This window comes from Geodermatophilus sp. SYSU D00696 (assembly GCF_054050235.1).
In genome coordinates, this window is record NZ_JBJGYY010000009.1 from 81,009 (window position 1) to 102,207 (window position 21,199).

The 21,199-nt window shown below is 76.3% G+C and carries 20 protein-coding genes; 10 read left to right on the forward strand and 10 right to left on the reverse strand.

Annotated elements, in window-relative coordinates:
• The first annotated feature begins 112 nt into the window (after positions 1-112).
• Positions 113-1,435 carry an ATP-dependent 6-phosphofructokinase gene (locus ACI79O_RS08070; protein WP_456873297.1) on the forward strand — a complete coding sequence of 441 codons (1,323 nt, stop codon included), beginning with the start codon at positions 113-115 and terminating at the stop codon, positions 1,433-1,435.
• Between the two features lie 110 nt (positions 1,436-1,545).
• A complete protein-coding gene (locus ACI79O_RS08075; protein WP_456913787.1) occupies positions 1,546-2,079 on the forward strand; it encodes a hypothetical protein in 534 nt (177 codons plus the stop codon).
• Between the two features lie 58 nt (positions 2,080-2,137).
• On the opposite strand, the gene ACI79O_RS08080 is transcribed toward ACI79O_RS08075, so the two are convergent.
• Entirely contained in the window at positions 2,138-3,208 is a 1,071-nt protein-coding gene (locus tag ACI79O_RS08080; RefSeq protein WP_456913788.1) for a thioredoxin, read from the reverse strand.
• A gap of 135 nt (positions 3,209-3,343) precedes the next feature.
• On the opposite strand from ACI79O_RS08080, the gene ACI79O_RS08085 reads away from it, so the two are divergent.
• Positions 3,344-4,018, forward strand: a complete 675-nt coding sequence (locus ACI79O_RS08085; protein ID WP_456913790.1) for an MBL fold metallo-hydrolase — start codon at positions 3,344-3,346, stop codon at positions 4,016-4,018.
• Here the strand turns inward: ACI79O_RS08085 and ACI79O_RS08090 are convergent.
• The 7 genes from ACI79O_RS08090 to ACI79O_RS08120 all read right to left on the reverse strand — a co-directional run bounded on the left by ACI79O_RS08090 (position 4,015) and on the right by ACI79O_RS08120 (position 11,993).
• Positions 4,015-4,641, reverse strand: a complete 627-nt coding sequence (locus ACI79O_RS08090) for a TetR/AcrR family transcriptional regulator (RefSeq protein ID WP_456913792.1) — start codon at positions 4,639-4,641, stop codon at positions 4,015-4,017. The two genes, ACI79O_RS08085 and ACI79O_RS08090, sit on opposite strands and share 4 nt — an antisense overlap.
• Before the next feature lie 40 nt (positions 4,642-4,681).
• Positions 4,682-5,479, reverse strand: coding sequence for a hypothetical protein (locus ACI79O_RS08095; RefSeq protein ID WP_456889913.1), 798 nt, complete (start codon positions 5,477-5,479; stop codon positions 4,682-4,684).
• Positions 5,476-6,471: an ABC transporter ATP-binding protein gene (locus ACI79O_RS08100; protein WP_456913793.1), complete on the reverse strand. Its 996-nt coding sequence runs from the start codon at positions 6,469-6,471 to the stop codon at positions 5,476-5,478. The genes ACI79O_RS08095 and ACI79O_RS08100 overlap by 4 nt, the downstream gene beginning before the upstream one ends.
• A 98-nt stretch (positions 6,472-6,569) precedes the next feature.
• Positions 6,570-8,375 carry an alkyl/aryl-sulfatase gene (locus tag ACI79O_RS08105; RefSeq protein WP_456913795.1) on the reverse strand — a complete coding sequence of 602 codons (1,806 nt, stop codon included), beginning with the start codon at positions 8,373-8,375 and terminating at the stop codon, positions 6,570-6,572.
• A 189-nt stretch (positions 8,376-8,564) separates the two neighbouring features.
• On the reverse strand, positions 8,565-9,743 hold the full coding sequence (locus ACI79O_RS08110) for a DUF1214 domain-containing protein (protein WP_456913797.1): 1,179 nt from the start codon (positions 9,741-9,743) through the stop codon (positions 8,565-8,567).
• Between the two features lie 187 nt (positions 9,744-9,930).
• A complete protein-coding gene (locus ACI79O_RS08115) occupies positions 9,931-10,785 on the reverse strand; it encodes a YhjD/YihY/BrkB family envelope integrity protein (protein ID WP_456913799.1) in 855 nt (284 codons plus the stop codon).
• Positions 10,782-11,993: an AI-2E family transporter gene (locus tag ACI79O_RS08120; protein WP_456913800.1), complete on the reverse strand. Its 1,212-nt coding sequence runs from the start codon at positions 11,991-11,993 to the stop codon at positions 10,782-10,784. The genes ACI79O_RS08115 and ACI79O_RS08120 overlap by 4 nt, the downstream gene beginning before the upstream one ends.
• A 178-nt stretch (positions 11,994-12,171) precedes the next feature.
• Here ACI79O_RS08120 and ACI79O_RS08125 point away from each other — a divergent pair, with 178 nt between their 5' ends.
• The 3 genes from ACI79O_RS08125 (at position 12,172) to ACI79O_RS08135 (ending at position 13,056) form a co-directional block, all read left to right on the forward strand.
• Positions 12,172-12,405 (forward strand): LapA family protein, encoded by a 234-nt coding sequence (locus ACI79O_RS08125; RefSeq protein ID WP_456913802.1) that lies wholly within the window; start codon positions 12,172-12,174, stop codon positions 12,403-12,405.
• Between the two features lie 88 nt (positions 12,406-12,493).
• Positions 12,494-12,694, forward strand: coding sequence for a hypothetical protein (locus ACI79O_RS08130; RefSeq protein WP_456913804.1), 201 nt, complete (start codon positions 12,494-12,496; stop codon positions 12,692-12,694).
• Between the two features lie 104 nt (positions 12,695-12,798).
• The gene (locus tag ACI79O_RS08135; protein ID WP_456913806.1) at positions 12,799-13,056 is read left to right on the forward strand and encodes a hypothetical protein; all 258 of its coding nucleotides are present in this window, start codon (positions 12,799-12,801) and stop codon (positions 13,054-13,056) included.
• Positions 13,057-13,078: 22 nt separating this feature from the next.
• Here ACI79O_RS08135 and ACI79O_RS08140 read toward each other — a convergent pair whose 3' ends face one another.
• The gene (locus ACI79O_RS08140; RefSeq protein ID WP_456913807.1) at positions 13,079-15,700 is read right to left on the reverse strand and encodes a LuxR C-terminal-related transcriptional regulator; all 2,622 of its coding nucleotides are present in this window, start codon (positions 15,698-15,700) and stop codon (positions 13,079-13,081) included.
• A gap of 328 nt (positions 15,701-16,028) precedes the next feature.
• Between ACI79O_RS08140 and ACI79O_RS08145 the strand changes: the two genes are divergently transcribed.
• The 4 genes from ACI79O_RS08145 to ACI79O_RS08160 all read left to right on the forward strand — a co-directional run bounded on the left by ACI79O_RS08145 (position 16,029) and on the right by ACI79O_RS08160 (position 19,922).
• Positions 16,029-16,514 carry a DUF1269 domain-containing protein gene (locus tag ACI79O_RS08145; protein ID WP_456913809.1) on the forward strand — a complete coding sequence of 162 codons (486 nt, stop codon included), beginning with the start codon at positions 16,029-16,031 and terminating at the stop codon, positions 16,512-16,514.
• A 72-nt stretch (positions 16,515-16,586) separates the two neighbouring features.
• Positions 16,587-17,261 carry a GAP family protein gene (locus ACI79O_RS08150; protein WP_456913811.1) on the forward strand — a complete coding sequence of 225 codons (675 nt, stop codon included), beginning with the start codon at positions 16,587-16,589 and terminating at the stop codon, positions 17,259-17,261.
• A complete protein-coding gene (locus tag ACI79O_RS08155) occupies positions 17,248-18,999 on the forward strand; it encodes a SulP family inorganic anion transporter (RefSeq protein ID WP_456913813.1) in 1,752 nt (583 codons plus the stop codon). Before ACI79O_RS08150 ends, ACI79O_RS08155 begins: the two co-directional genes overlap by 14 nt.
• Positions 19,000-19,223: 224 nt before the next feature.
• Positions 19,224-19,922, forward strand: a complete 699-nt coding sequence (locus ACI79O_RS08160; protein ID WP_456913815.1) for an HAD family hydrolase — start codon at positions 19,224-19,226, stop codon at positions 19,920-19,922.
• A gap of 2 nt (positions 19,923-19,924) precedes the next feature.
• On the opposite strand, the gene ACI79O_RS08165 is transcribed toward ACI79O_RS08160, so the two are convergent.
• Complete coding sequence (locus ACI79O_RS08165; protein ID WP_456913816.1) at positions 19,925-21,103, reverse strand: amidohydrolase family protein; 1,179 nt, start codon at positions 21,101-21,103, stop codon at positions 19,925-19,927.
• Between the last annotated feature and the right edge of the window lie 96 nt (positions 21,104-21,199).

Genomic DNA, 21,199 nt, shown 5'->3' on the forward strand with positions numbered 1-21,199 from the left:
GCAGGGTCGGGCACATGGTGCGGACGGCCGCACGGTCACGGATTCGACATGACGTCCTGATGACCGGGGTGCCGCGCGCAGCGCCGCGGCACCGGTGTGGAACCGTGGAGCCGTGATCGGACACGAGGACCTCGCCGTGCGGACGCTCGGTCCGTGCCGCATCGACTCGCCGCTGGCCGAGCGGCTCGCCTCGCGCGAGACGACGCAGCACTCGGTGGTGGAGGAGGACCGGATCCTCTTCGACGACACCATCTCCATGGCCGGCGCCCGCGGGCTGCCGGTCGAGCAGCTGCCCAGCCTCGAGCCCGGCGGCCCGCGCAAGCGCATCTACTTCGACCCGGCCAAGACCCGGGTCGGCATCGTCACCTGCGGCGGGCTGTGCCCGGGCCTCAACGACGTCATCCGCGGGCTGGTGCTGGAGCTGAGCCGGCACTACGGCGTGCGGCGCATCGTCGGCTTCCGCAACGGCTACCGCGGCTTCATCCCGCACTACGGCGAGGACGTCGTCGACCTGACCCCCGAGGTCGTCCAGCACATCGACGACGAGGGCGGCACCATCCTCGGCACCTCCCGGGGCGTGCAGGACCCCGAGGAGATCGTCGACGCGCTCGAGCGGCTCAACATCAACATCCTGTTCGTCGTCGGCGGCGACGGCACCATCCGCGGCGCCATGGAGGTCGTGCGGGTGATCGGCGAGCGCGGCCTGAAGGTGGCCGTGGTCGGGATCCCCAAGACGATCGACAACGACATCCCCTACATCGACCAGAGCTTCGGCTTCCAGACCGCCATGGCCGAGGCCACCAAGTCCATCCACGCGGCCAGCGTCGAGGCGCGGTCGGCGCCCGGCGGGGTGGGGCTGGTCAAGCTGATGGGCCGGCACTCCGGCTTCATCGCCTGCTACTCGGTGCTGGCCAAGGACGACGCCGACTACGTGCTCATCCCCGAGGTGCCCTTCGCGCTGCACGGCGAGCGCGGCTTCCTCGAGCACCTGCGCCGCCGGGTCGAGGACCGCGGGCACGCCGTCGTGGTGGTCGCCGAGGGCGCCGGCCAGGAGCACATCGACGAGGAGGAGCCCGGGCGGGACGCGTCGGGCAACGTGCGGCTGGGCGACATCGGCCGGCTGCTGCGCCGGCTGGTCTGCGAGCACCTGGACAAGGCCGGGGTGGAGAACAACGTCCGCTACTTCGACCCGAGCTACGCCATCCGCAGCGTGCCGGCCAACCCCTACGACAGCGCCTACTGCCTGCGCCTGGCGCACGCCGCGGTGCACGCGGCGATGGCCGGGCGCACCGAGGTGATCGTCGCCCGCCGGCGGCGCCGGTTCGTGCACATCCCCATGCCGCTGGCGGTCAGCCGCCGCAACCACGTCGACCCGCTGGGCGACCTGTGGCTGTCGGTGCTGGAGGCCACCGGCCAGCCGGTGCGCTTCGAGTAGTCCTCACCCGGGCGGGTGGTCGCCCGCCGTCCGGCTGCAGCGGCCCGGCCGGCTGCCGATGGTCCGGTGTCAGGACAGCCGCCCGCCCGGACGACAGGACCCCGCGCCCCATGAGCAGCACCCCGCCGGCCCGCCGCGGCCGGTCCCGCCTCGCGCGGTCGGCCACGGCCGCAGCGGTCGGCGCCGTCGTCGTCCTCGCGCCGGGGGTGGCCGGTGCGGCGCCGAACCGCTCGGCGCCGCCCGACGTCGTCCCGGTCGTCGACTGCGTCGTCCGGCACGACGACGGCAGCTGGACGGCGGTGTTCGGCTACGACAACCGCACCGGCGCGCCGGTGGAGATCCCGGTCGGCCCGGCCAACCGGGTCACGCCCACCGGGTACGGCAGCCCGCAGCCGACCACCTTCGACCCGGGCGTCCGGCACGGCGTGTTCGCCGTGACCGTGACCGGCGGCGGCGGGCCGATGTGGCACCTGGGCGGCATCAACCTGGCCGCGCGCACGGCCGACGCCGCCTGCCCGCCGGCCACGCAGATGCCGGCCGACGGCAACGGCACCGGCGTGGTGATCGGCGTCGCCGTGGCGGCCGGGGTCGGCGCGGTGGTCCTGCGCCGCGCCCGACGCCGCGCGGTCGCGGTCGGGAGCTGACCGCCCGCGGGCCGGCGCACGGGGGCCGGTCCGCGGGCGGTGCCCGGCCGGCGGCGGGTCAGCCGAACGTGAACGCGTAGACCCCGACGCCGGGGTCGGCGAACTCGATCTCGACCGTGCGACTCCCGACCGCGCCGTGCTGGCGCACCAGCTGGTACAGGCGCGGGCCGGTGACCTCGCCCTCTCCGGAGGCGTCCACGTCGTCCCCGGCGTCGGCACCGGGCGGGCGGCCGTCGAGCGACAGCCGGAACCGCGCGGCGGCCCCGGCCGGCGGCGCGACCACCAGGTGCAGGTCGCGGGCGTGGAAGCGGCAGCTCAGCCGCGCGCCGGCCTCCTCGGTCACCGCCGCCTCGCGGCCGATGGTCCAGCCGCCGGTCAGCGCCCAGTGCCCGGTGCGCAGGTGGGACGGCGCGGTGTAGGCGTGCGGCCGGTCGGCGACCAGCCGGCCGGGGGAGGCGAAGCCGGTGGTGCGGTCGTAGCCGAGGTAGGTCTCCGCGGAGCGCAGGGTGTCCCAGTCGGCGGGGGCCTCGATGCCGCGGGCGTCGACCGGCACCGGCTCGGGGCCGAGGTCGCCGGCGCCGGCCTCGGTGAGCAGCTGCCGGACGATGGCCTCGGTCTCCTCGTAGCCGCCCTCGCCGAAGGTGTGGTGGCGCAGCCGCCCGTCGGCACCGACCAGGTACAGCGCCGGCCAGAAGTGGTTGTGGAAGGAGTGCCACACGGCGAAGTGGTCGTCGACGGCGACGGGGTAGCGGATCGACCGGTCCTGCACCGCGCGGCGGACGTGGTCGACGTCGTGCTCGAAGGAGAACTCCGGCGAGTGCACGCCGACCACGACCAGCCCCGAGCCGCGCCAGGCCTCCTCCCACGCGCGGACCCAGGGCAGCTGGCGCAGCCAGTTGATGCAGGTGAAGGTCCAGAAGTTGACCATGACGACCCGGCCGCGCAGGTCCGCTCCGGTCAGTGGGGGCGAGTTGAGCCACTCGGTGGCCCCGTCGAGGGAGAAGTCGGCCTCGACCGGCCACAGCGCGTCCTCGCCGTCGGCGATCCCGCGGTCCTCGGCCCGGACGTCGTCGGGGTGGAACAGCCGTCCGACGCGGCGGGCGGCGGGGATCAGGTGGTCGTTGGCCATGGCCGGGTCCTCTCCGGGGCGGGGTCACCGGTGCCAGCCTCGGCGCCGGCCGGGGTCCCTCGCGCCCGTGGGGATCCCTGGCCCGTGGGGATCCCCGGCCCGCCACCCCGGCCCGGGGTGCGCCAGACTCGGCCGGTGCCCGCGCAGCTCCGGCAGCTCGCCGACGGCGTCTGGTCCGGCCCGACGGTGCCCGGGCCGTGGCTCAACCTGGTCGTGGTCGACGACGTGGTCGTCGACTCCGGGGTGCGCTGGTCGCGGCGCCGGCTCGCGGCCCTGCTGCGCGGGCGTGACGTCGCCGCGCACGTCGTCACCCACGCGCACGCCGACCACCTCGGGTCGACCGCCTGGCTGTGCGCCACCCTGGGCACCCGGCTGGAGATGGGCCACGGCGACGCCGACCGCTTCGAGTCCGGGCGCATCGACACCGTGACCAGCCGGGTCGGGCGGGCCGTGGCCCGGCTGGCCGACCCCGAGCGGGCACCGGTCGACCGGCGGCTGCGCGAGGGGGACGCCGTGGGGTCCTTCCGGGTCGTCGAGGTCCCCGGTCACAGCCCGGGCACCATCGCGCTGTGGCGGGAGGCCGACCGCACCCTCGTGGTGGGCGACGGCCCGGTCAACCTGTCCCGCGACCCCCGCCGCCCGCGGTGGCTGCACCTGCCGGCGTCGCTGCACCACGACCCCGCAGCGGTGCGGCGCTCCCGGCGCCGGCTGGCCGGGCTCGAGCCGGCGCTGGTCGTGCCGGTGCACGGCCACCCCGTCCGGGACCCCGGCGGCTGGGCCCGGGCCATGGCGGGGGAGCCGCCGTCCTAGCGGGACCCGGCGTCGGGGGAGGACGGCGCCCGCGGGGCGATCCCGTCGACGAACAGGGTGACGACCTCGCGGATGCCGCGCTCGTCGAGGCCGCCCGGGGCCGCCAGCGGGCTGGTCTGCACGCCGAAGAGGGTGGCGAGCAGGACCACCGCCGTGCGCGTCGGGTCGAGGTCGGCACGCACCCGGCCGAGGTCGCGCTCGGCGCGCAGGTAGTCGGCGAGCAGCTGCGGAGGACCGCCCCGCGCCGCGATCGCCTCCTCGAGCGCGGTTCCCGCCAGCTGCCGCTGCAGCTCGGGGGTGGCCGCCATGGCCAGCTCCAGGGGGACGACGGCCTCCCGCAGCCGGGAGAGCTCGACGAGGACCTCGGTGAGGACGTCGGCCACCGGCCGGTCCCCGGCGCGGGCGGGCAGGTCGGCCAGCCACTCGGCCGGCCCCCGCTGGCCCTCGAGGGCCGCGGCGACGAACAGCGCCCGCTTGTCGGGGAAGTGGCGGTAGATCGAGCCCTCGGCCACCCCGGCGCGTTCGGCGATGGCCCGGGTCGTGGCGTCGTGGTACCCCACCTCGGCGACGAGCTCGGTCGCGGCCCGGATCAGGGCTGCCCGGGTGTCGACGCCGCGCGGCATGGTCAGGGCTCCCGGGTCGGCGGTGCGGCGCCGGACGGGGTCAGTCGGTGATGTCACGGCGCCGGAAGACGGCGAGTGAGGCGGCGGCCGCGACGACGACGTAGGCGAGGCCCAGCCCCAGGGCGCCACTGTAGGCGAGGTCGGCCGTGCCGCCCTGGGCGAGGGCGGTGATCGTCGTGCCCGGCAGCCACTCGCGGAGGGACTCGACGGCCACGGTGAGGACCGCCTCGACCAGCAGGACGTACCCGACGCCGATGCCGATGGCGATCCCGGCCGACCGGGTGACGGTGGCCAGGGCCAGGCCGATCGTGCCCCAGACCAGTAGGGACAGGTACAGGTTCACGGCCGCGCCGAGCACGACGGAGACCACGTCGTCGCCCCAGGCGGTGGGCTCGTACCCGCCCGCGGAGGCGGCGACCGGCGCCACCAGGAGGTTGACCAGGACGGCGGTGAGCGTCGCGCCGGCGGTCGTGATCGCCAGGGCGACCCACTTGCCGGCGAGCAGGCGCCAGCGGCGGGGTTCGGCGGCGGCGAGGACCCGCACCAGGCCGGTCGACCAGTCCGACGCCGAGGCCAGCGCCCAGAAGGCGAGGGCGATGACGCCGGAGAAGGACGAGGCGGCGCCGAGGCCCGCGACGATCCCCTCGCTGCTGAGCAGCTCGGCGGCGCTGGGGAACGTGACGCCGGGCCCGTTCTCGGCCGGGGGCGCGCCCGGCTCGACGACCTGGAACACCACCAGGTCGACCAGCACGGTGAACAGCGCCGTGAGGCCGAGCCAGCCGACCAGGATGCTGCGCCGGCGGAGCCGGACCAGCTCGCTGCGGACGACGGCGGTCACCGGGACCCCTCCGCGGTTGCCGCGCGGGAGGCGGCCAGCTCGCCGTCGTCGCTGCCGGTCATCGCGAGGAAGACCGACTCGAGACTGTCGCGCGTGACGGTCAGGGCGCGCAGGGTGATGCCGGCCGCGGCGGCGGCCCGGTTGACCGCCGCCGCGGCGTCGGTGTCGGTGGACACGCGCAGCCGGCCGGGCGCCGCCGCGGAGACGTCCCACCCGGCCTGGGCGAGAACGCCGCCGAGCCGCTCGGTGTCGGCCTCGTGCTCGGGGGCGACGTCGACGTGCGTCGCGGCGCGGGCCAGCAGGTCGGCGACGGTCCCGTTGTAGAGCAGGACGCCGAAGCGGATGACGACCAGGTGGGTGCAGATGCTCTCGATCTCCGAGAGCAGGTGCGAGGACACGACCACCGTGCGGCCGGACCGGCCCAGCCGCTGGAGCAGGGCCCGGATCTCGACGATGCCCGCGGGGTCGAGGCCGTTGGTCGGCTCGTCGAGGACCAGCAGGGCGGGGTCGGGCAGGAGCGCGGCCGCGATGCCCAGGCGCTGCTTCATGCCCAGGGAGAAGCGCCGGACCGGCTCCCGGTCGCGGCCGAGGAGGCCGACGACGTCGAGCACCTCGTCCACCCGGCCGGTGGGCACCCCGCGCAGGCGGGCGAGGGACACGAGGTTGGCCCGCGCGGAGATCCCGGGCACGAAGGCGGGGCTCTCGATCAGCGCGCCGACCCGGCCGGCGTAGGCCGTCGGGTCGGTGATCGGCTCGCCGAGGACCTCGCCGGTGCCCCCGCTCGGGCGGACCAGCCCGAGCAGCATGCGGATCAGGGTGGACTTGCCGGAACCGTTGGGGCCGACCAGGCCGACCACGCCGCCGGCGGGCAGCGCCAGGGTCAGGTCGTCGACGGCCACGACGGGGCCGAAGGTCCGACGCAGCGCGGTGGTGCGCAGTGAGGTCGTGGTGGTGGGCGTGGTGGTGGGCGGGGAGGCCGGAGCCGCTGGCATGGTGCTTCTCCTCCAACAGGGGACAGCGAGGTGAGTGAGCACTCACTCACGTTGTACACCCGTCGGAGGCCGGTGTCACGTCCGGGCCGGCGGCCGGGTCAGGGCGTCACGACGGGGAAGGCCCGGTCGGGTGTGGTGAGGCAGTCCTGGAGCCGTGTCCACGCCGCCGGATCGCCCACGTGCTTGGTGCCCTCGAGGCCGTGTCCGGCCAGGACACCGAGCAGCTGGGCCCTCGTGAGGGTGACCTCCAGGTCCGCGTCGGCGGCCGACCGTGGGTTGGTCGTCTGGATGAGCGCCCCGTTGGACAGCCGGGTGCGGACCATCGTGTCGAGGTCGCTGAACCGCCAGTCGATGACCAGCGACTCGGACGCCGCGCGCAGGCCGTCGATGCGGATGGCCAGGGTGTCGAAGAGCTGCTCGACGGTGAGCGCGGCGGCCATGCCCTCGGCGAAGGTGAGCGGCGGAGGCTGGATGCCGTGGCGCAGCTCCTCGGCGCCGGTCAGGTAGAAGCCGCGCCACGTCGCGTTCTCGCAGCCGTACCCGAGCCGCTCGTACACGTCGGCCAGGGCGTTCCGCGCGTCGGCGTCCTCCGGCTCGGCGAAGACGGCGTGCTTGAGCAGCTCGGCGGCGAACCGCAGGTCACCGGCGTCCGCGTAGCCCCTCGCCTTCTCCAGGACGGCACCGAGGCCACCGATGACGTCGACGTAGCGGGTGGCGGCGGCCTGCGGCGGGTGTGCCCACAGCGAGGACGGGTGCCCGTCGAACCAGCCCAGGTACCGCTGGTAGATCGCCTTGACGTTGTGCGAGACCGAGCCGTAGTAGCCGCGGGCGTGCCAGGCCGAGTCCAGCGCCGGCGGGAGCCGGAACTCCTCGGCGATCTCCATCCCGGTCAGGCCCTCGTTGAGCAGCCGGAGGGTCTGGTCGTGCAGGAAGGCGTACAGGTCGCGCTGCTCGGCGAGGAACCGCACCACGTTCTCGGTCCCCCAGGTGGGCCAGTGGTGGGAGGCGAAGGCCACGTCGGTGTCGGCGCCGAACAGCTCGATCGCCTCGTCGAGGTAGCGCGACCACACGCGCGGGTCCCGGACCAGCGCCCCGCGCAGGGTGAGCAGGTTGTGCATGTTGTGGGTGGCGTTCTCGGCCATGCACAGCGCCCGCCGGTCGGGGAAGGAGACGTTCATCTCCGCCGGCGCCTCGGTCCCCGGCGTGAGCTGGAAGACGATGCGCACGCCGTCGACGGTCTCGACCTGCCCGGTGCGGGTGACGTCCACGGTGGGTGCGAGCAGCCCCGGCGTGCCGGTGGACCCGGCGATGCCCAGGCCGGTGCTCGTCTGGCCGGTCGGACCGGCGCCGAGCAGCATCCCGTACATGTAGTCGCCGCGCCTCAGCATGGCGCCGCCGGCGTAGACGTTCTCCGACACGGCGTGCTCCAGGAAGCCCGCCGGGGCGAGGATCGGGACACCGCCGGCGCCGTCGGGCAGCACGCCACGGACCCCGCCGAAGTGGTCGCCGTGGGAGTGCGTGTAGACCACCCCGGTGATCGGGCGGTCACCGCGGTTCCGGCGGTACAGCGCGAGGCCCGCCGCGGCGGTCTCGGCCGAGATGAGCGGGTCGATGACGACGACCCCGGTGTCGCCCTCGACGATCGTCATGTTCGACAGGTCGAACCCGCGGATCTGGTAGATGCCGTCGGTCACCTCGAACAGGCCGTTGATGCGGCACAGCTGGGCCTGCCGCCACAGGCTCGGGTGCACGGTGTCCGGGCAGTCGCCGTCGAGGAAGGCGTACTGCTCCAGGTCCCAGACCGTGCGGCCGTCGGCGGCCGTCACGCGACAGGGCTCGAGCCGGTCGACGAACCCGCGCTCGGCGTTCTCGAAGTCGGTCCGGTCGGCGTGGTCGGGGGGCATGGGGGCTCCTTGCTCCGTCGGTCGGCGTCGGTGCGACCGTCGCAGCGCCCCCGCCGCGGGCGGCTCCCCCGGGGCGCATGAGGTCTCGGACGGCAACCGGGGACCGGAGCGGTCCGGTGCCGCACGGGCACGCCGCGGCCGGGCGCGCGGCTCATCCGTGGCAGGTGAGGCCCCCGGCCCGGCGCACCGTCAGCCGGTCCTCTCGACGTCGGGCAGCCGCCACGAGCCGTCGAACGCCGGCTGCTCGGGACCGTAGGCGCGGACGTAGGCGAACCACCCGGCGCCGGGGACCGTCCTGGTCCAGCGGCTGCCGGCGCCGGGGTCCTCCGGTCCGAACCGCAGCTCGACCGGTGCGGCCGGGTCCTGGTCGGCCAGCTCGAACAGTGACCGGATCGCGGCCCGGCCCTGCGGGGTGGAGACCTGGCTGCGGGTGGCGGCGTCGTAGACGGTCACCGACCAGAACAGCCGCGCGGGCACCGGCTGGAGGACGACGAGCCGGTAGGACACGCCGCCCTCGAGCCAGGCGCCGGTGGCGTCCCGCGTCCCCGGCCAGTAGAGGGAGCCGGCGCCGACCGCCCGCCGCATCATCGCGGGGGACACGCCGATGGCCTGGAAGAACCACTTGTCGCGGGCGTCGGCGTCCAGGTCACCGTCGCGGGCGGACGAACTCCGGGTCCTGCCCGAGCGTGGCCCACTCCCAGTGCGTGCCGGGCCAGGCACCCGGTCGGGCCGGCGGTCGGCCAGCGACTGCACCCGCAGCTGCGCGGCTCCCCTCCGGGCCGTTTCCCCGAGGATCCGGGTCATCCGCTCGTCCTGTGCGAAGGGCCGGCCCCGCGCGATGCCGAGCGCGGCCAGCAGGCCGTACACCACGCTCCGCTCCGGTGCGTGCGGCTCGGTGTCGACGACGTCGTGCAGCACGCGCCGGAACTCCAGGCCCTCCTCCCAGCGGTGCGGGGTGGCGTCCTGGGGCGCGCCGGAGACGTCGATCCACGAGGCGGCGCCCGGCCCGCCGGTGGCGGTGAGGGGGCGGACCACCACCCGGGTGAGGAGGTCGAGGGCCGCGGGCACCGGGCCGTCCCCGTCCGGTGGCAGGACCACGGGGGACCTGCCCCGCCCGGCGTCCGGTCTGGGCAGGCCCATGTCCGCGAGCCACCGCTGGTGCAGGTCGAGGACGACGCCGAGCAGCGGGCCCGGCGGCAGCTCGATCACCACCGGACCCTCGTGCAGGTCGAGCACGACCGGCCCGTACGGGGTGTCGGAGTCGAGGGTCAGGCCGACGTGCCGGGGCCGGGCGTCCATGGCGCCGAAGACCCGGTCGGGCACCGATCCGGCGGCCAGGTCGCCCTGGTAGACCGCCGCGCCGGACACGGTGGGGAGGAAGACCGGTACACGGTGACGGCCCGGGCCAGGTCGGCGTCGTCGTAGACCGGCTGCACCGTCTCCGGCGTCGGGTAGCCGCCCTCGAACGTGTACGGGGCCGCGAGCGTCTCCATGCCGGTGTCCTCCTCGGGTGTCCGGGCCCGTCGAGGCCGGGTCGTCGCCCGGCGCGGGGGGATCACCCGGGTCGGGCGAGCGGTGCGATGCCGTCCGGCCGGGTGGAGGCCGCTGGGTCGCCGCGGGCGTGCCACAGCTCGGCGCCCACCACGGCCGCGACGACCAGGAGCAGCGCGATCAGGATGAGCCAGCTGATGAGCACGACGACGATCCCGACCAGCCCGTAGGTCCCGGCCTGGGAGATGAACGCCTGGGGCAGCCAGACCTCGGAGACCAGCCAGGTCGCGGCCGTCCCCGCGCCGGCCACGACCGCGCCGGGCACGAACGGGCGCCAGGGCAGCGACCAGCCCAGCAGCAGCCGGGTGGCCACGAGCCAGAGGACGCCGGAGACGCAGGCGCGGACCGCGAAGGCCGCCGGGCCGGCTCCCCGGAAGCCGTCGACCAGGACGGCCACGCCGATGCCGGCGACGACGACGGCGGCCACCGCGACGGCGCCGCCGACGCCCCCGAGCCAGCCGCGCCACCCCGGCGACGGCGGGATCCGCCAGGCCGCCCGGAAGGCCCGCTGCAGCGCCCGGGTGAAGCCGATGCCGGACACCACGAGCAGGCAGGCCCCCCACACGGTGAGGCTGGTGTCGGCCGGTGGCCGCAGCGCCTCGCGCACCAGGTCCGCGGTGTCGCCGGACAGCTCGAACCGCGTGACGACCCCCTCGGCGAGGCCGTCCCCGGCCTCCTCGGTCACCGACGAGACGACCACGGTCGTCGGGACGGTGGCGACGAAGGCCTGCGCCGCCAGGCCCAGCGCCCGGTCGTAGCCGGTGATGCCGACGAACCGCCGCGCGCAGCGCCAGAGCAGCGAGGACGACAGGCCCGAGCGCCAGGACGCGAGCCGGGGACCGGGGGAGGAGACGGTCACGGCGCGCCGCGGGACGCGTCCTCGGGCGCCGGCCGGGCACCGTCCGGGCCGGCCGGTCCGCGGCCGTCCGGCGCCGCGGGAGGAGCGTCGTCGGGGCCGGGGGCCGGGGGTCCCGGTGCCGCGGCGTCCGGCCCGGGCCGCCGCCGCGCCCGCCGCCCGGGTCGCGGCGGCGGGCTGGACACCAGCGTCCGCGCCCACTCCCGACCGGGGTCGGCGTCGAGCAGCACCGCCTTCACCAGCAGCGTGAGCGGCAGGGCGAGCAGGGCACCCAGGGGGCCCAGGATCCAGGTCCAGGCCACCAGGGAGAGGAACGTGACGGTCACCGACAGGCCCACGGCGTCGCCGACCACGGCCGGCTGGATGATCGACTGGATCACGAAGTTGGCGACGCTGTAGACGACCACCACGACGAGCGCCAGGCCGGGTCCGTCCACGAGCAGGGCCAGCAGCGCCGGGGGGACCAGCCCGATCACGAACCCGATGTTGGGCACGTAGTTGGTGATCCAGGACAGCAGCCCCCACAGGATCGGCAGCGGGATGCCGAGCAGGAACAGCGCCACGGTGTCGACGACGGCCACGACCAGGCCGAACACGGTCGACACCACCAGGTAGCTGCGGGTGCTCCGGGTGAAGCCGCCCAGCGCGGCTGTCAGGGCGGGGGAGGCCCCCGGCACCGATCGCAGGCGGTCGGGCAGCCCGCCGGCGTCGACCCCCATGAACAGGACCGTGGCGAGGACGAACAGCAGGTTGCTCACCGCGTCGAGCAGCCCCGACACCAGCCCGCCGATGAAGCCGAGCACGGACTCCGGGTCGATCCCCGCGAGCGCCCGGTCGACCTCGTCCTGGCCGATGCCGAGCGAGGTGAGTAGCCCCCCGACGTCGTCGATCAGTCCGTCGATCTCCTCCCGGTACTCGGGCAGCAGCGTGGCCAGCCGGGCGACCGACACCCCCAGGGTGAGCACGAGGCCGATCACGACGGCGTAGAGCACGAGCAGGGCGAGGGTGAGCGCCAGCCAGGTCGGGGCCCCGTGCCGCCGGGCCCACGTGAGGACCGGGTGGACGGCGATGATCAGCATGAGGGCCAGGAAGACCGGGGCGACGACGTCGGCCGCGCTGCGCACCCCGGCCACCGCGATGACCGTGGCGGCGACCCCGAGCAGGACGACCAGCCAGCGGGGCAGGACGCGGTCACCAGCGGGGTCGGTCACGCGTGCAGGGTGCGGCCGGTGCCCGTCCGGGGCGTCGCCCCCAGCAGGTGAGCCGGGCACCGCGGGCCGGTCCGGGCCGGGTCATCTGGATCAGGTGATCCGCGCCGGTCCCCGCGCGGGCGAGCGTGTCCCGGAGGGTCCGCCGCCCGGGCGGACCCCCGCCCGGTGGAGGACCGCCATGGCCGACCGACCCGCGACCTCGTCCCCGCAGCGCCCGGCGGCGTCGCTCCGTCCCGGGCAGGTCGTCGCGCTGGTCCCGGCCGTCGTCGCGGTCGTGTTCATCGTGCAGAACCGCGAGCGGGTGACGGTGGACCTGTTCACCGTGGACGTCTCGGCACCGGTGTGGCTCATCCTGACGATCATGGTCCTGCTCGGCGCGGCCGTCGGCTGGCTGCTGCGGTCGCGCCGGTGACGGCCGGGCTCGCGCCGGCCGGGTGAGGTCCGCCGGACCGCGTCCGGGGGAGCATCGGCCGGACGCGGACAGTCAGGGGGTCGGGTGCATGCGGTACGAGTTCCTCCTCCCCGGCCGGGTGCCGGAGTCCGTCGCCGCCGCCTTCCCCGAGCTGGCGGTGGGCAGGAGCGCGACCGGGGGGACGGTGCTGTTCGGGCCGGTCGAGGACCGGGCCCACCTGCACGGCCTGCTCGACCGGTTCCGGCACCTCGGCCTCGCCGTCGTGGAGTTCCGCCAGCTGCCCGACTGACCCGCCCGGGGCGGGTGCCGCTCATCCGGCGCGGGTGATCCGGGGGGCCGGCCGGCGCACGAGACTCCTGCCGGTCACGGGGTCATGCAGGAGGCCGGCCACCGATGCCGACGACGGAGGCGCTGATGCCCGAGCAGACCCGGACCGGCGGCGCGACCGTCCCGCGCTACGAGTTCCTGCTCCCGGGCCGGCTGTCCGAGGAGACGTGCGCCGCGTTCCCCGAGCTCACCGCCCGGCCGGGATCCGCCGGCGGCACGGTGCTGTTCGGGCCGGTCGGTGACGGCGCGCAGCTGCACGGCCTGCTGGCCCGCTTCCAGTCCCTCGCCCTGACCGTCGTGGAGTTGCGCCGGCTGCCCGACTGACCCGTCCCGGCCTCCACCCCGGTCAGAGCAGGCCGCGGCGGCGGGCGGTGGCGATGGCGTCGCGGCGGCTGGAGGCACCCAGCTTCTGGTAGATCGAGCGCACGTGCGTCTTCACGGTGTTGACCGACACCTGCTGGCGGGCGGCGATCTCCTCCAGGGTCAGCTGGGCCGGCAGGTCGGTCAGCAGGGCCAGCTCCCGCGGGGTCATCGGCACGAAGGGGTGGTCCGGCCGGGTGCGGGACGCGGCGCGGATCCGCTCGACCAGGGGGTCGAGCCGGCCGAACCGGCCGGCTTGCTCGTCGAGCAGGGCGGGGATGCCGGGCACGTCGAGGAAACCGCGCAGCGCCTGCATCTCGCCGGCCATCTGCAGTGCCCGCTGGAGCGCCTCGTGGCTGCGCGCGGACTGCCCGGCCGTCGCGGCCAGCTGCGCCTCGAGCAGCCACGCCTGCAGGTGGAAGATCGGCATCAGGCACCGGAGCCGGCCGCCGACGACGGGCGCCACGCGGGCACGGGCGGCGTCGTGGCGTCCCCGCGCCAGGTGCTCGAGGGCCTGCAGCGTGGCCAGCTCCCCACCCGGCCCGGCGTGCTCGGCCAGGTGCACCAGCGCCTCGGCCGCCCAGTCGGGCCGGCCCGCCAGCCAGGCGCACCGGTGCTGGTGGAACGCGAGGTGGATCGCCACCAGCGGTGAGATCCGCTCCTCCCCGGCCAGCGCCCAGCTCGCCGTCAGGTGACGCGCCGCCTCGAGCGGGTCGCCGCCGGCCTCGAGGTCGACGACCGCCCGCAGCCAGCGGATGGACAGCCGCGCCGACAGGTTCGGGCTGTCGTCGAGGATCACCGCCGCGCGGGCGGCGAGGTGCCGGGCACCCTCTCCGTCGAGGCGCTGCCGGGCGCAGCGCGCGGCCATCACCAGGACCGCGCCGACGTCCGGGCTGCGCAGCGGGCCGAGACGGGCCGCGACGCGGATGGCCTCCTCCGCGAGCGCCCAGGCGGCGTCGAAGCGCCCGCGGGTGGTCTCCAGGGCGGTGAGGCCGGTCAGCGCACCGACCAGCGCGTGCCCGTTCCGGGTGCGCCGGGCCAGCTCGGCCGCCTCCTGCCAGCCGGCCCCGGCCTCCTCCAGCCGGCCGGACAGGTACTGCACCCGCGCCCGGACGAGGAGCAGCAGGAGCCGCAGGTCCGGGTCGGCGACGTCGGGCACCCCGGTCGTGGCCGCCAGGACGGCCGGGGACAGCGCGAGGTGGTGCCGGGCCTGCTGCAGCGCGACCAGCGCGTCCAGCGGGTCGCTGCGCGGCGCGGACGGTCCGCCGTCGACCGCGGCCGGACGGGTCGCCGTCGCCGGGGTGTCCTCCACCTCCAGGGCGGCGAGCACGGCGAGCCGGGCGACGGCCGGGTCGCCGAGCAGGTCCGCGGGACCCGAGCGGATCAGCCGGTGCAGCACCTGACCCCGGCCGTCGGCCAGCAGAGTGGGCCCGTGCGCGGTGAGCATCTCCGTGGCCAGGGCGGGGTCGCCGACCTGCAGGGCGTGGCCGATCGCCCACGCCAGGTGCCCGTGGCCGGCCAGCCACAGGGCCGTGCGGCGGTGGGCGGCCGCGAGCTCCTGCGGGTCGCTGCGGCGCAGCCCGGCGAGCAGGTGGCTGCGCAGCAGGGCGTGCATCCGGTACCAGTCCTCGGTCTCGGTCAGGCGGACCACGAGGACGTTGCTGCGGTGCAGCCGCTCGAGGACGTCCTCGGCGGCGGGGTCCCCGGTGAGGGCGACCGCCAGCTCGGCGGTCAGCTGCTCGGGCACCGCGCACAGCCGCAGGAGCCGCCGCTCGGCGTCGCCCAGGCCGGCCACCACCTCCGTGGCGAGGTAGTCGGCCACCTGCCGCTCGTCGCCGGCGAAGCGCTGCACCACCACGTGCGGGTCCGGGGCGTCGGCCAGGGTGAGGGCGGCCAGCCGGATCCCCGCCGCCCAGCCCTCCGTCCGCTCCACCAGCAGGCGCAGGTCGTCGTCGGTGACCTCGACGCCGTGCTGGCCGAGGATGCGCCGCACCTCGTCGGCGTCCAGCGCCAGGTCGGCCGCCCGGATCTCGCGCAGGCCGCCGCTGAGCCGCCAGCGGTGCAGGGACAGGGCCGGGTCGCGGCGGGTGGCCAGGACCAGGTGCAGCCCGTCGGGAGGACGGCGGACGACCGCGTCCAGGCCGGCGAGGACCTCGGGGTTGTCCACCTCCTGCAGGTCGTCGAGGAACAGCCACAGGGGCCCGGGGACCTGGGCGATCAGCAGCTCGAGCCGGACCGCCGGTGGGGGCCGCCAGCTGCCGGCACCGGTCTGCGGGGGGTCCACCGCCTCCCCGGACGGCGTGGAGAGCGCGCCCCGGACCGCCTCCGTGACCGTGGTCCAGAAGGTGTCCGGGTCGTTGTCGCCGCCGTCCAGTGCCACCCACGCGACCCGCGCACCCTGCTCGGACCGGTCGCGCGCCCAGGTGGACATCACCGTCGTCTTCCCGGTGCCCGCGGGGGCCGAGAGGACCGTCACGGACGTGCCGGCGGGTGTCCCCTCGTCGCCGGTGTCGGGTGCGCGGGTCAGCGGACGGCGGAACAGCCAGGTGCGGTCGAGGACCGACTGGCTCACCTGCGGTCGGCGCAGCTTGCTCTGCAGCACCTGCATCCGGTTCGACCTCTCCTCGGTCGACGACGGCCCATGGGTACCCGCCGGGGGAGTGGAGGAAGGGTCCACGGTCACGGCGGCCCCCGTGGTCGCACGGCACAGACTCAGCCACCACTTCGCCGCAGGGAAGAGAACGGATGCACGGTCGGTGAGGACCCGCCAGACGACACGGCGTCACGTCACCGTGCGTAGCTCATCGGTGACACGGGTGGTGTCCGGGTCGGTGCTCCACGGCGGTGACCGGGCCGTTCGCCTGCTACGGGTGAGGGAGCACCGCGGCGGGCTCCGCACCGTGGGAGGCACCGACGTCCCCACCCGAGGAGCTGGCATGGCAACGCTGTCCGTCTGGCGGTTCGACTCCCCCCAGGGCGCCGACATGGCGCTCGACACGCTCACCGACCTGCAGAAGCAGGAGCTCGTCCACGTCCACGACGCCGCGACCGTCTCCTGGTACCCGGGGGACCGGAAGCCCAAGACCCACCAGGCCGACAACCTGGTCGGCAGCGGCGCGCTGGGCGGCGGCTTCTGGGGGCTGCTCCTCGGCCTGGTCTTCTTCGTGCCGCTGCTCGGTGCCGCGATCGGCGCCGCGTTCGGCGCGCTCGGCGGGGCGATGGGCGACGTCGGCATCGACGACGACTTCATCCGCGAGGTGCGGGACCAGGTCACGCCGGGCACCTCGGCCCTGTTCGTGATGACCTCGGACGTCGTGCCGGACAAGGTCCGGAGCGCCTTCGAGGTGCACCGCCCGCACCTGATCACCACCAACCTGTCCGCGGCGGAGGAGGAGCGGCTGCGCGCCGCCTTCGCCGACTGACCCACCGTTCCGTGCCGGTGCCCGGGGCTCCCCGGGCGCCGGCACGCCACGCCCCGAGGGAGGTGGCCGAGCGTGGGCGAGGTCCTCGGGCAGGTGCTGCCCTACGCGGTGGGGGTGGCCGTCAGCCCGGTGCCGGTCATCGCCGTCGTCCTGCTGTTGCTGTCCTCGCACGCCGGCGGCGCCGCGGCCGGTTTCCTGCTCGGCTGGGTGGGCGGCATCGTCGCCGTCACGTCGCTGTTCGTGCTGCTGGGCGGGGTCGTCGCACCCGCCGAGGGCGGGCCGTCGCCGGTGGTCGCCTGGGTCCAGGTCGTGCTCGGCGCCCTGCTCCTGGCCGGTGGGATCGGCCAGTTCCGCGCGCGCCCGCACGCCGGGGCCGCGCCGGCCCTGCCCGGCTGGATGGCCGCCCTCGACCGGGTGACCGCCGGCCGGGCCGCGGCCCTGGGCGTCGCCCTCTCGGCGCTCAACCCCAAGAACCTCGGGCTGTGTCTGGCCGCCGGGGCCACGGTCGGCTCCGCCGGGCTGGCAACCGGTGGGGCGGTGGTGGCCGTGGCCCTGTTCGCCGTCCTCGCCGCCTCGACCGTCGCCGTGCCGGTCCTCGCCCACGCGGCGGCGGCCGAGCGGATGACCAAGCCGCTGGACGCGCTGCACGCCTGGCTGGTGCAGGAGAACGCGGTCATCACCGGCACCGTGTTCACCGTCATGGGCGCGGTGGTGGCCGGGCACGGGATCGCCGGTGTCACGGCGTGAGGCGCCGGGAGCCCGGTGGTGGCGGCCGCTGGTGCCGGCCTCGCTGGCCGGGTACCAGCGGCGCTGGCTGGGCGCCGACCTCGCCGCCGGCCTCACCGTCTGGGCGGTGCTCGTGCCGGAGTCCTTCGCCTACGCCACCATCGCCGGCGTCCCCCCGGTCGTCGGTCTCTACGCCGCGGTGCCCGCGCTGCTGCTCTACGCCCTCCTCGGCAGCAGCCGGCACCTGGTCGTCGGCCCGATGTCGGCCACCGCCGCGCTGTCCGCCGGCGTCGTGGCCGCCTACACCGATCCCGCCGGGGAGGCCTTCGTCGCGCTGACCACCGCGCTCGCACTGGTCGTCGGCCTGCTCGGGGTGGTCGCCGGTCTGCTGCGGCTGGGCTTCGTGGCCACGCTGGTCAGCGAGCCGGTGCTCAAGGGGTTCATCGTCGGCCTGGCCCTCACGATCATCGTCGGCCAGGTCCCCGCCCTGGTCGGCATCGAGGCCCCCTCCGGCGAGTTCGTCGCGAAGCTGGCCGGCGTCGTGACCGGTCTCGGGGACGTGCACCTGCCGACCCTGCTGGTGGGGGCCGGCAGCCTGGCCGCCGTCCTCGCGCTGCGCCACTGGCTGCCCCGCGTGCCGGCGTCCCTGGTCGTCGTCCTGGCCGGCGTGCTGCTCATGACCGTCACCGACCTGCCCGACCGCGGCGTCGAGGTGGTCGGTGCCATCACCCCGGGCCTGCCGCAGCTCGGGCTGCCGGCCGGCCTGGACCTGCGGGACCACGTCGACCTCGTCGGCCCCGCCCTCGGCGTCCTGCTGGTCGGCTTCGCCGAGGGGCTGGGCGCGGCCAAGGCCTACGCCGCCCGGCGCGGCTACGAGATCGACGCCGACCGCGAGCTGCTCGGCCTGGGCGCGGCCAACGTGGGCGCCGGGCTGGCCTCCGGGATGGTGGTCAACGGCAGCCTGTCCAAGACCGCGGTCAACGGCGCCGCCGGCGCCCGCAGCCAGCTGTCCGGCGTCACCTGCGCGGTGCTGGCCGTGCTGACCCTGCTGTTCCTCACCGGGCTGTTCGAGCAGCTGCCCGAGGCGACGCTGGCCGCCGTCGTCATCGCCGCCGTCGTCGACCTGGTCGACGTCCCCGCCCTGCGCCGGCTCGCCCGCGTGTGGACCGGCAGCCGCGCCGGGAGGCTGCGGTGGCTGACCGCCCGGGCCGACCTCGCCGCCGCCCTCGCCGCCCTCCTGGGCGTGCTGGTGTTCGGCACCCTGCCGGGGTTGTGCATCGGGGTGGGCACCTCCCTGCTGCTGGTGCTGGCCCGGTCCTCCCGGCCGCGGGTGACCCGCCTGGGCCGCACGGCCGGCGCCGACGGCGGGCTGTGGGTCGACCTCGAGCGCCACCCCGGGGCCGAGCAGGTCCCCGGCGCCGTCGTGTTCCGGCTGGAGTCCGGGTTGTTCTTCGCCAACGCCGACCACGTCCGCGCCGCCGTGCGGGCACTGCCGGGACCCGGCGTGCGGCGGGTCGTCTTCGACGGGCAGACCACGCCGTGGCTCGACGTCACCGGCGCCGACGTGCTGCACCAGCTGCACGAGGACCTGGCCCGCGCCGGCGTGGCCCTGGCCGTCGTGCACCCCGTCGGGCAGGTGCGCGACGTCCTGCGCCGGGCCCTGGCCGAGCGCGAGCGCCCCGCGGTGTTCGCGATCGTGGACGAGGCCGTCGCGGACGCCCGCCCCGCGGCACCGCCGCCCGCCGGGCCACGTCCCTGACCGGCCGGTGCGAGCCTCGTCTCACGTGGGGTCGCCGGCGGCGCGGGGGGCGCGGCCGGCTGGGACACTGGGGACCGGTGGCCATCCACCGCGTGCCCGCCGGCACCGGGCCCGACGACGGGCCCGCGGCGCGCGCGGCGTGGCCGTGACCGTGTCCGAGACCGTTCCCGCTGCGTGCCCGCCGGGCAGCCGGGAGCCGCCCGACCGAGGGAACCGCCGATCGCATGCCCGACGACCTCGCCGCCGTCCTGTTCGACATGGACGGCACGCTCGTGGAGACCGAGCAGCACTGGGGGACGGCGCTGTTCGCCCTCGCCCGCCGCCTGGGCGGTGAGCTGAGCCCCACCGCCCGCGAGGCCATTGTCGGCACCAGCATGCGCACCTCGATGGAGCTGGTGTACGCCGACCTCGGCCTCGACCGCGCGGCCCGGTGGCAGGCCGACGCCGCCTGGGTCGAGGACGTCGTCGCCGGGCTGCTGGCGGCGGAGGTGTCCTGGCGCCCCGGTGCCCGTGAGCTGCTCCGGGAGGTCCGCGCGGCGGCCCTGCCCACCGCCCTGGTGACGACGACGCCGCGCCGCCTCGCCGACCTGGTCATCGCGCAGCTGGTCCGCGATCTCGACGTGCCGCCCTTCGACCTGACCGTCTGCGGTGACGAGGTGCCCGCCCGCAAGCCCGACCCGGCGCCCTACCTGCAGGCCGCCGCGGCGCTCGGCGTCGACCCCGCCGGCTGCGTGGTCGTCGAGGACTCCGCGTGCGGGGTCGCCGCGGGCCTGGCCGCCGGCTGCGCCGTGCTCGGGGTCCCGTCGCTGCAGCCGCTGGCGCCCGCGCCGGGCCTGGTGCTGCGGGACACGCTGGCCGGCGTGGGTGTCGCCGACCTCGAGGGGCTGGTGCTCGACCGGCAGCCGGCGGCCCCGCGCGGCTGAGGTCAGGCCGCCGGCACCACCTCGCGGCCGCGGGAGACGACCAGCGCGACCCGCTCGAGCGCGAGCGGGTCGGCGGTGGGGTCGCCGTGGACCAGCAGCAGGTCGGCGTCCAGGCCCGGTGCGAGCCGTCCGGTGCGCCCGCCCAGGCCGCAGGCCCGGGCCGCCGCGGAGGTCGCCGTCGCCAGCGCCGCCACCGCCGGCAGCCCGCCGCCGGCGAGCGCGGCGACGGCCCGCGCGAGGATCCCGTGCGGCTTGCCCGGCGTGATGCCGGCGTCGACCCCGCTGACCAGCGTCACGCCGGCCCCGTGCAGCCGGGCGCACTGCGCCGCGCGGGCCTCCTGGGTGAGCCCGAGGCGGGTGAAGAGCTCCCGGGCGGGTGGCGCGGGCAGGCTGCCCGGCGTGATGCCCAGCGTGGGGCACACGGCGGTGCCCGCGCGGGCGAGGTCCGCGGTGAGGTCCGGTGGGATCCCCCAGCCGGCGCCGTCCAGGCACAGGGCGTGCTCGATGCCGTCGACGCCGGCGGCCACCACCTGCCGGATGGCGGCCAGCGGGTAGGCGTGCGCGGTCACCGGGAGGCCGAGCCGGTGCGCCTCGTCGACCACCGCCCGCACCTCGGCGTCGGTGAACTGGCAGGCGGTCGCGTCGGTGCCCGGCGTGAGCAGCCCGCCGCTGGCCATCAGCTTCACCACCCCGGCACCGCGCCCGGCGCGCTCCCGCACCGCGGCCCGCAGCGCCTCGACGCCGCGGGCCTGACCGCCCATCGCCCAGCAGTGCCCGCCCGGTGAGGTGATCGGGGGCCCGGCCGCGACCACGGTGGGCCCGGTGCGCGGCGCCCGCTCGACGACGGCCCAGTCGACGTCGCCCAGGTCGCGCACCGTGGTCACCCCGGCGGCCAGGTGCTGCTGCAGGCTCCTCGCCACGATCGCGTCGACCTGGTCGGGGGTCAGCTCCGGCAGCTGGTTCAGCGCCCGCGGGCCGGCGTCGCCGCAGAGGTGCACGTGCGTGTCGACCAGCCCGGGCAGCAGCGTCGTCCCCGGCAGGGCGGTCACCTCGGTGCCGTCGGGTGCGGCGGCCCACGCGGGCTCGACGCCGGCGATGCGGCCGTCCTCGACGAGCACCAGCGCACCGCCGGGCAGCAGCCGCTCGCCGTCGAAGGCGCGCTCGGCCCGGTATCCCCGCATGCGGGCCCCCCGGGGTCGGGGACGGTGGCGGGCCCGACGCTGGTGCCGGGCACCGCGCCGGTCAACGGGACCGGGCGCGTTCCGCTGTTCGTACCG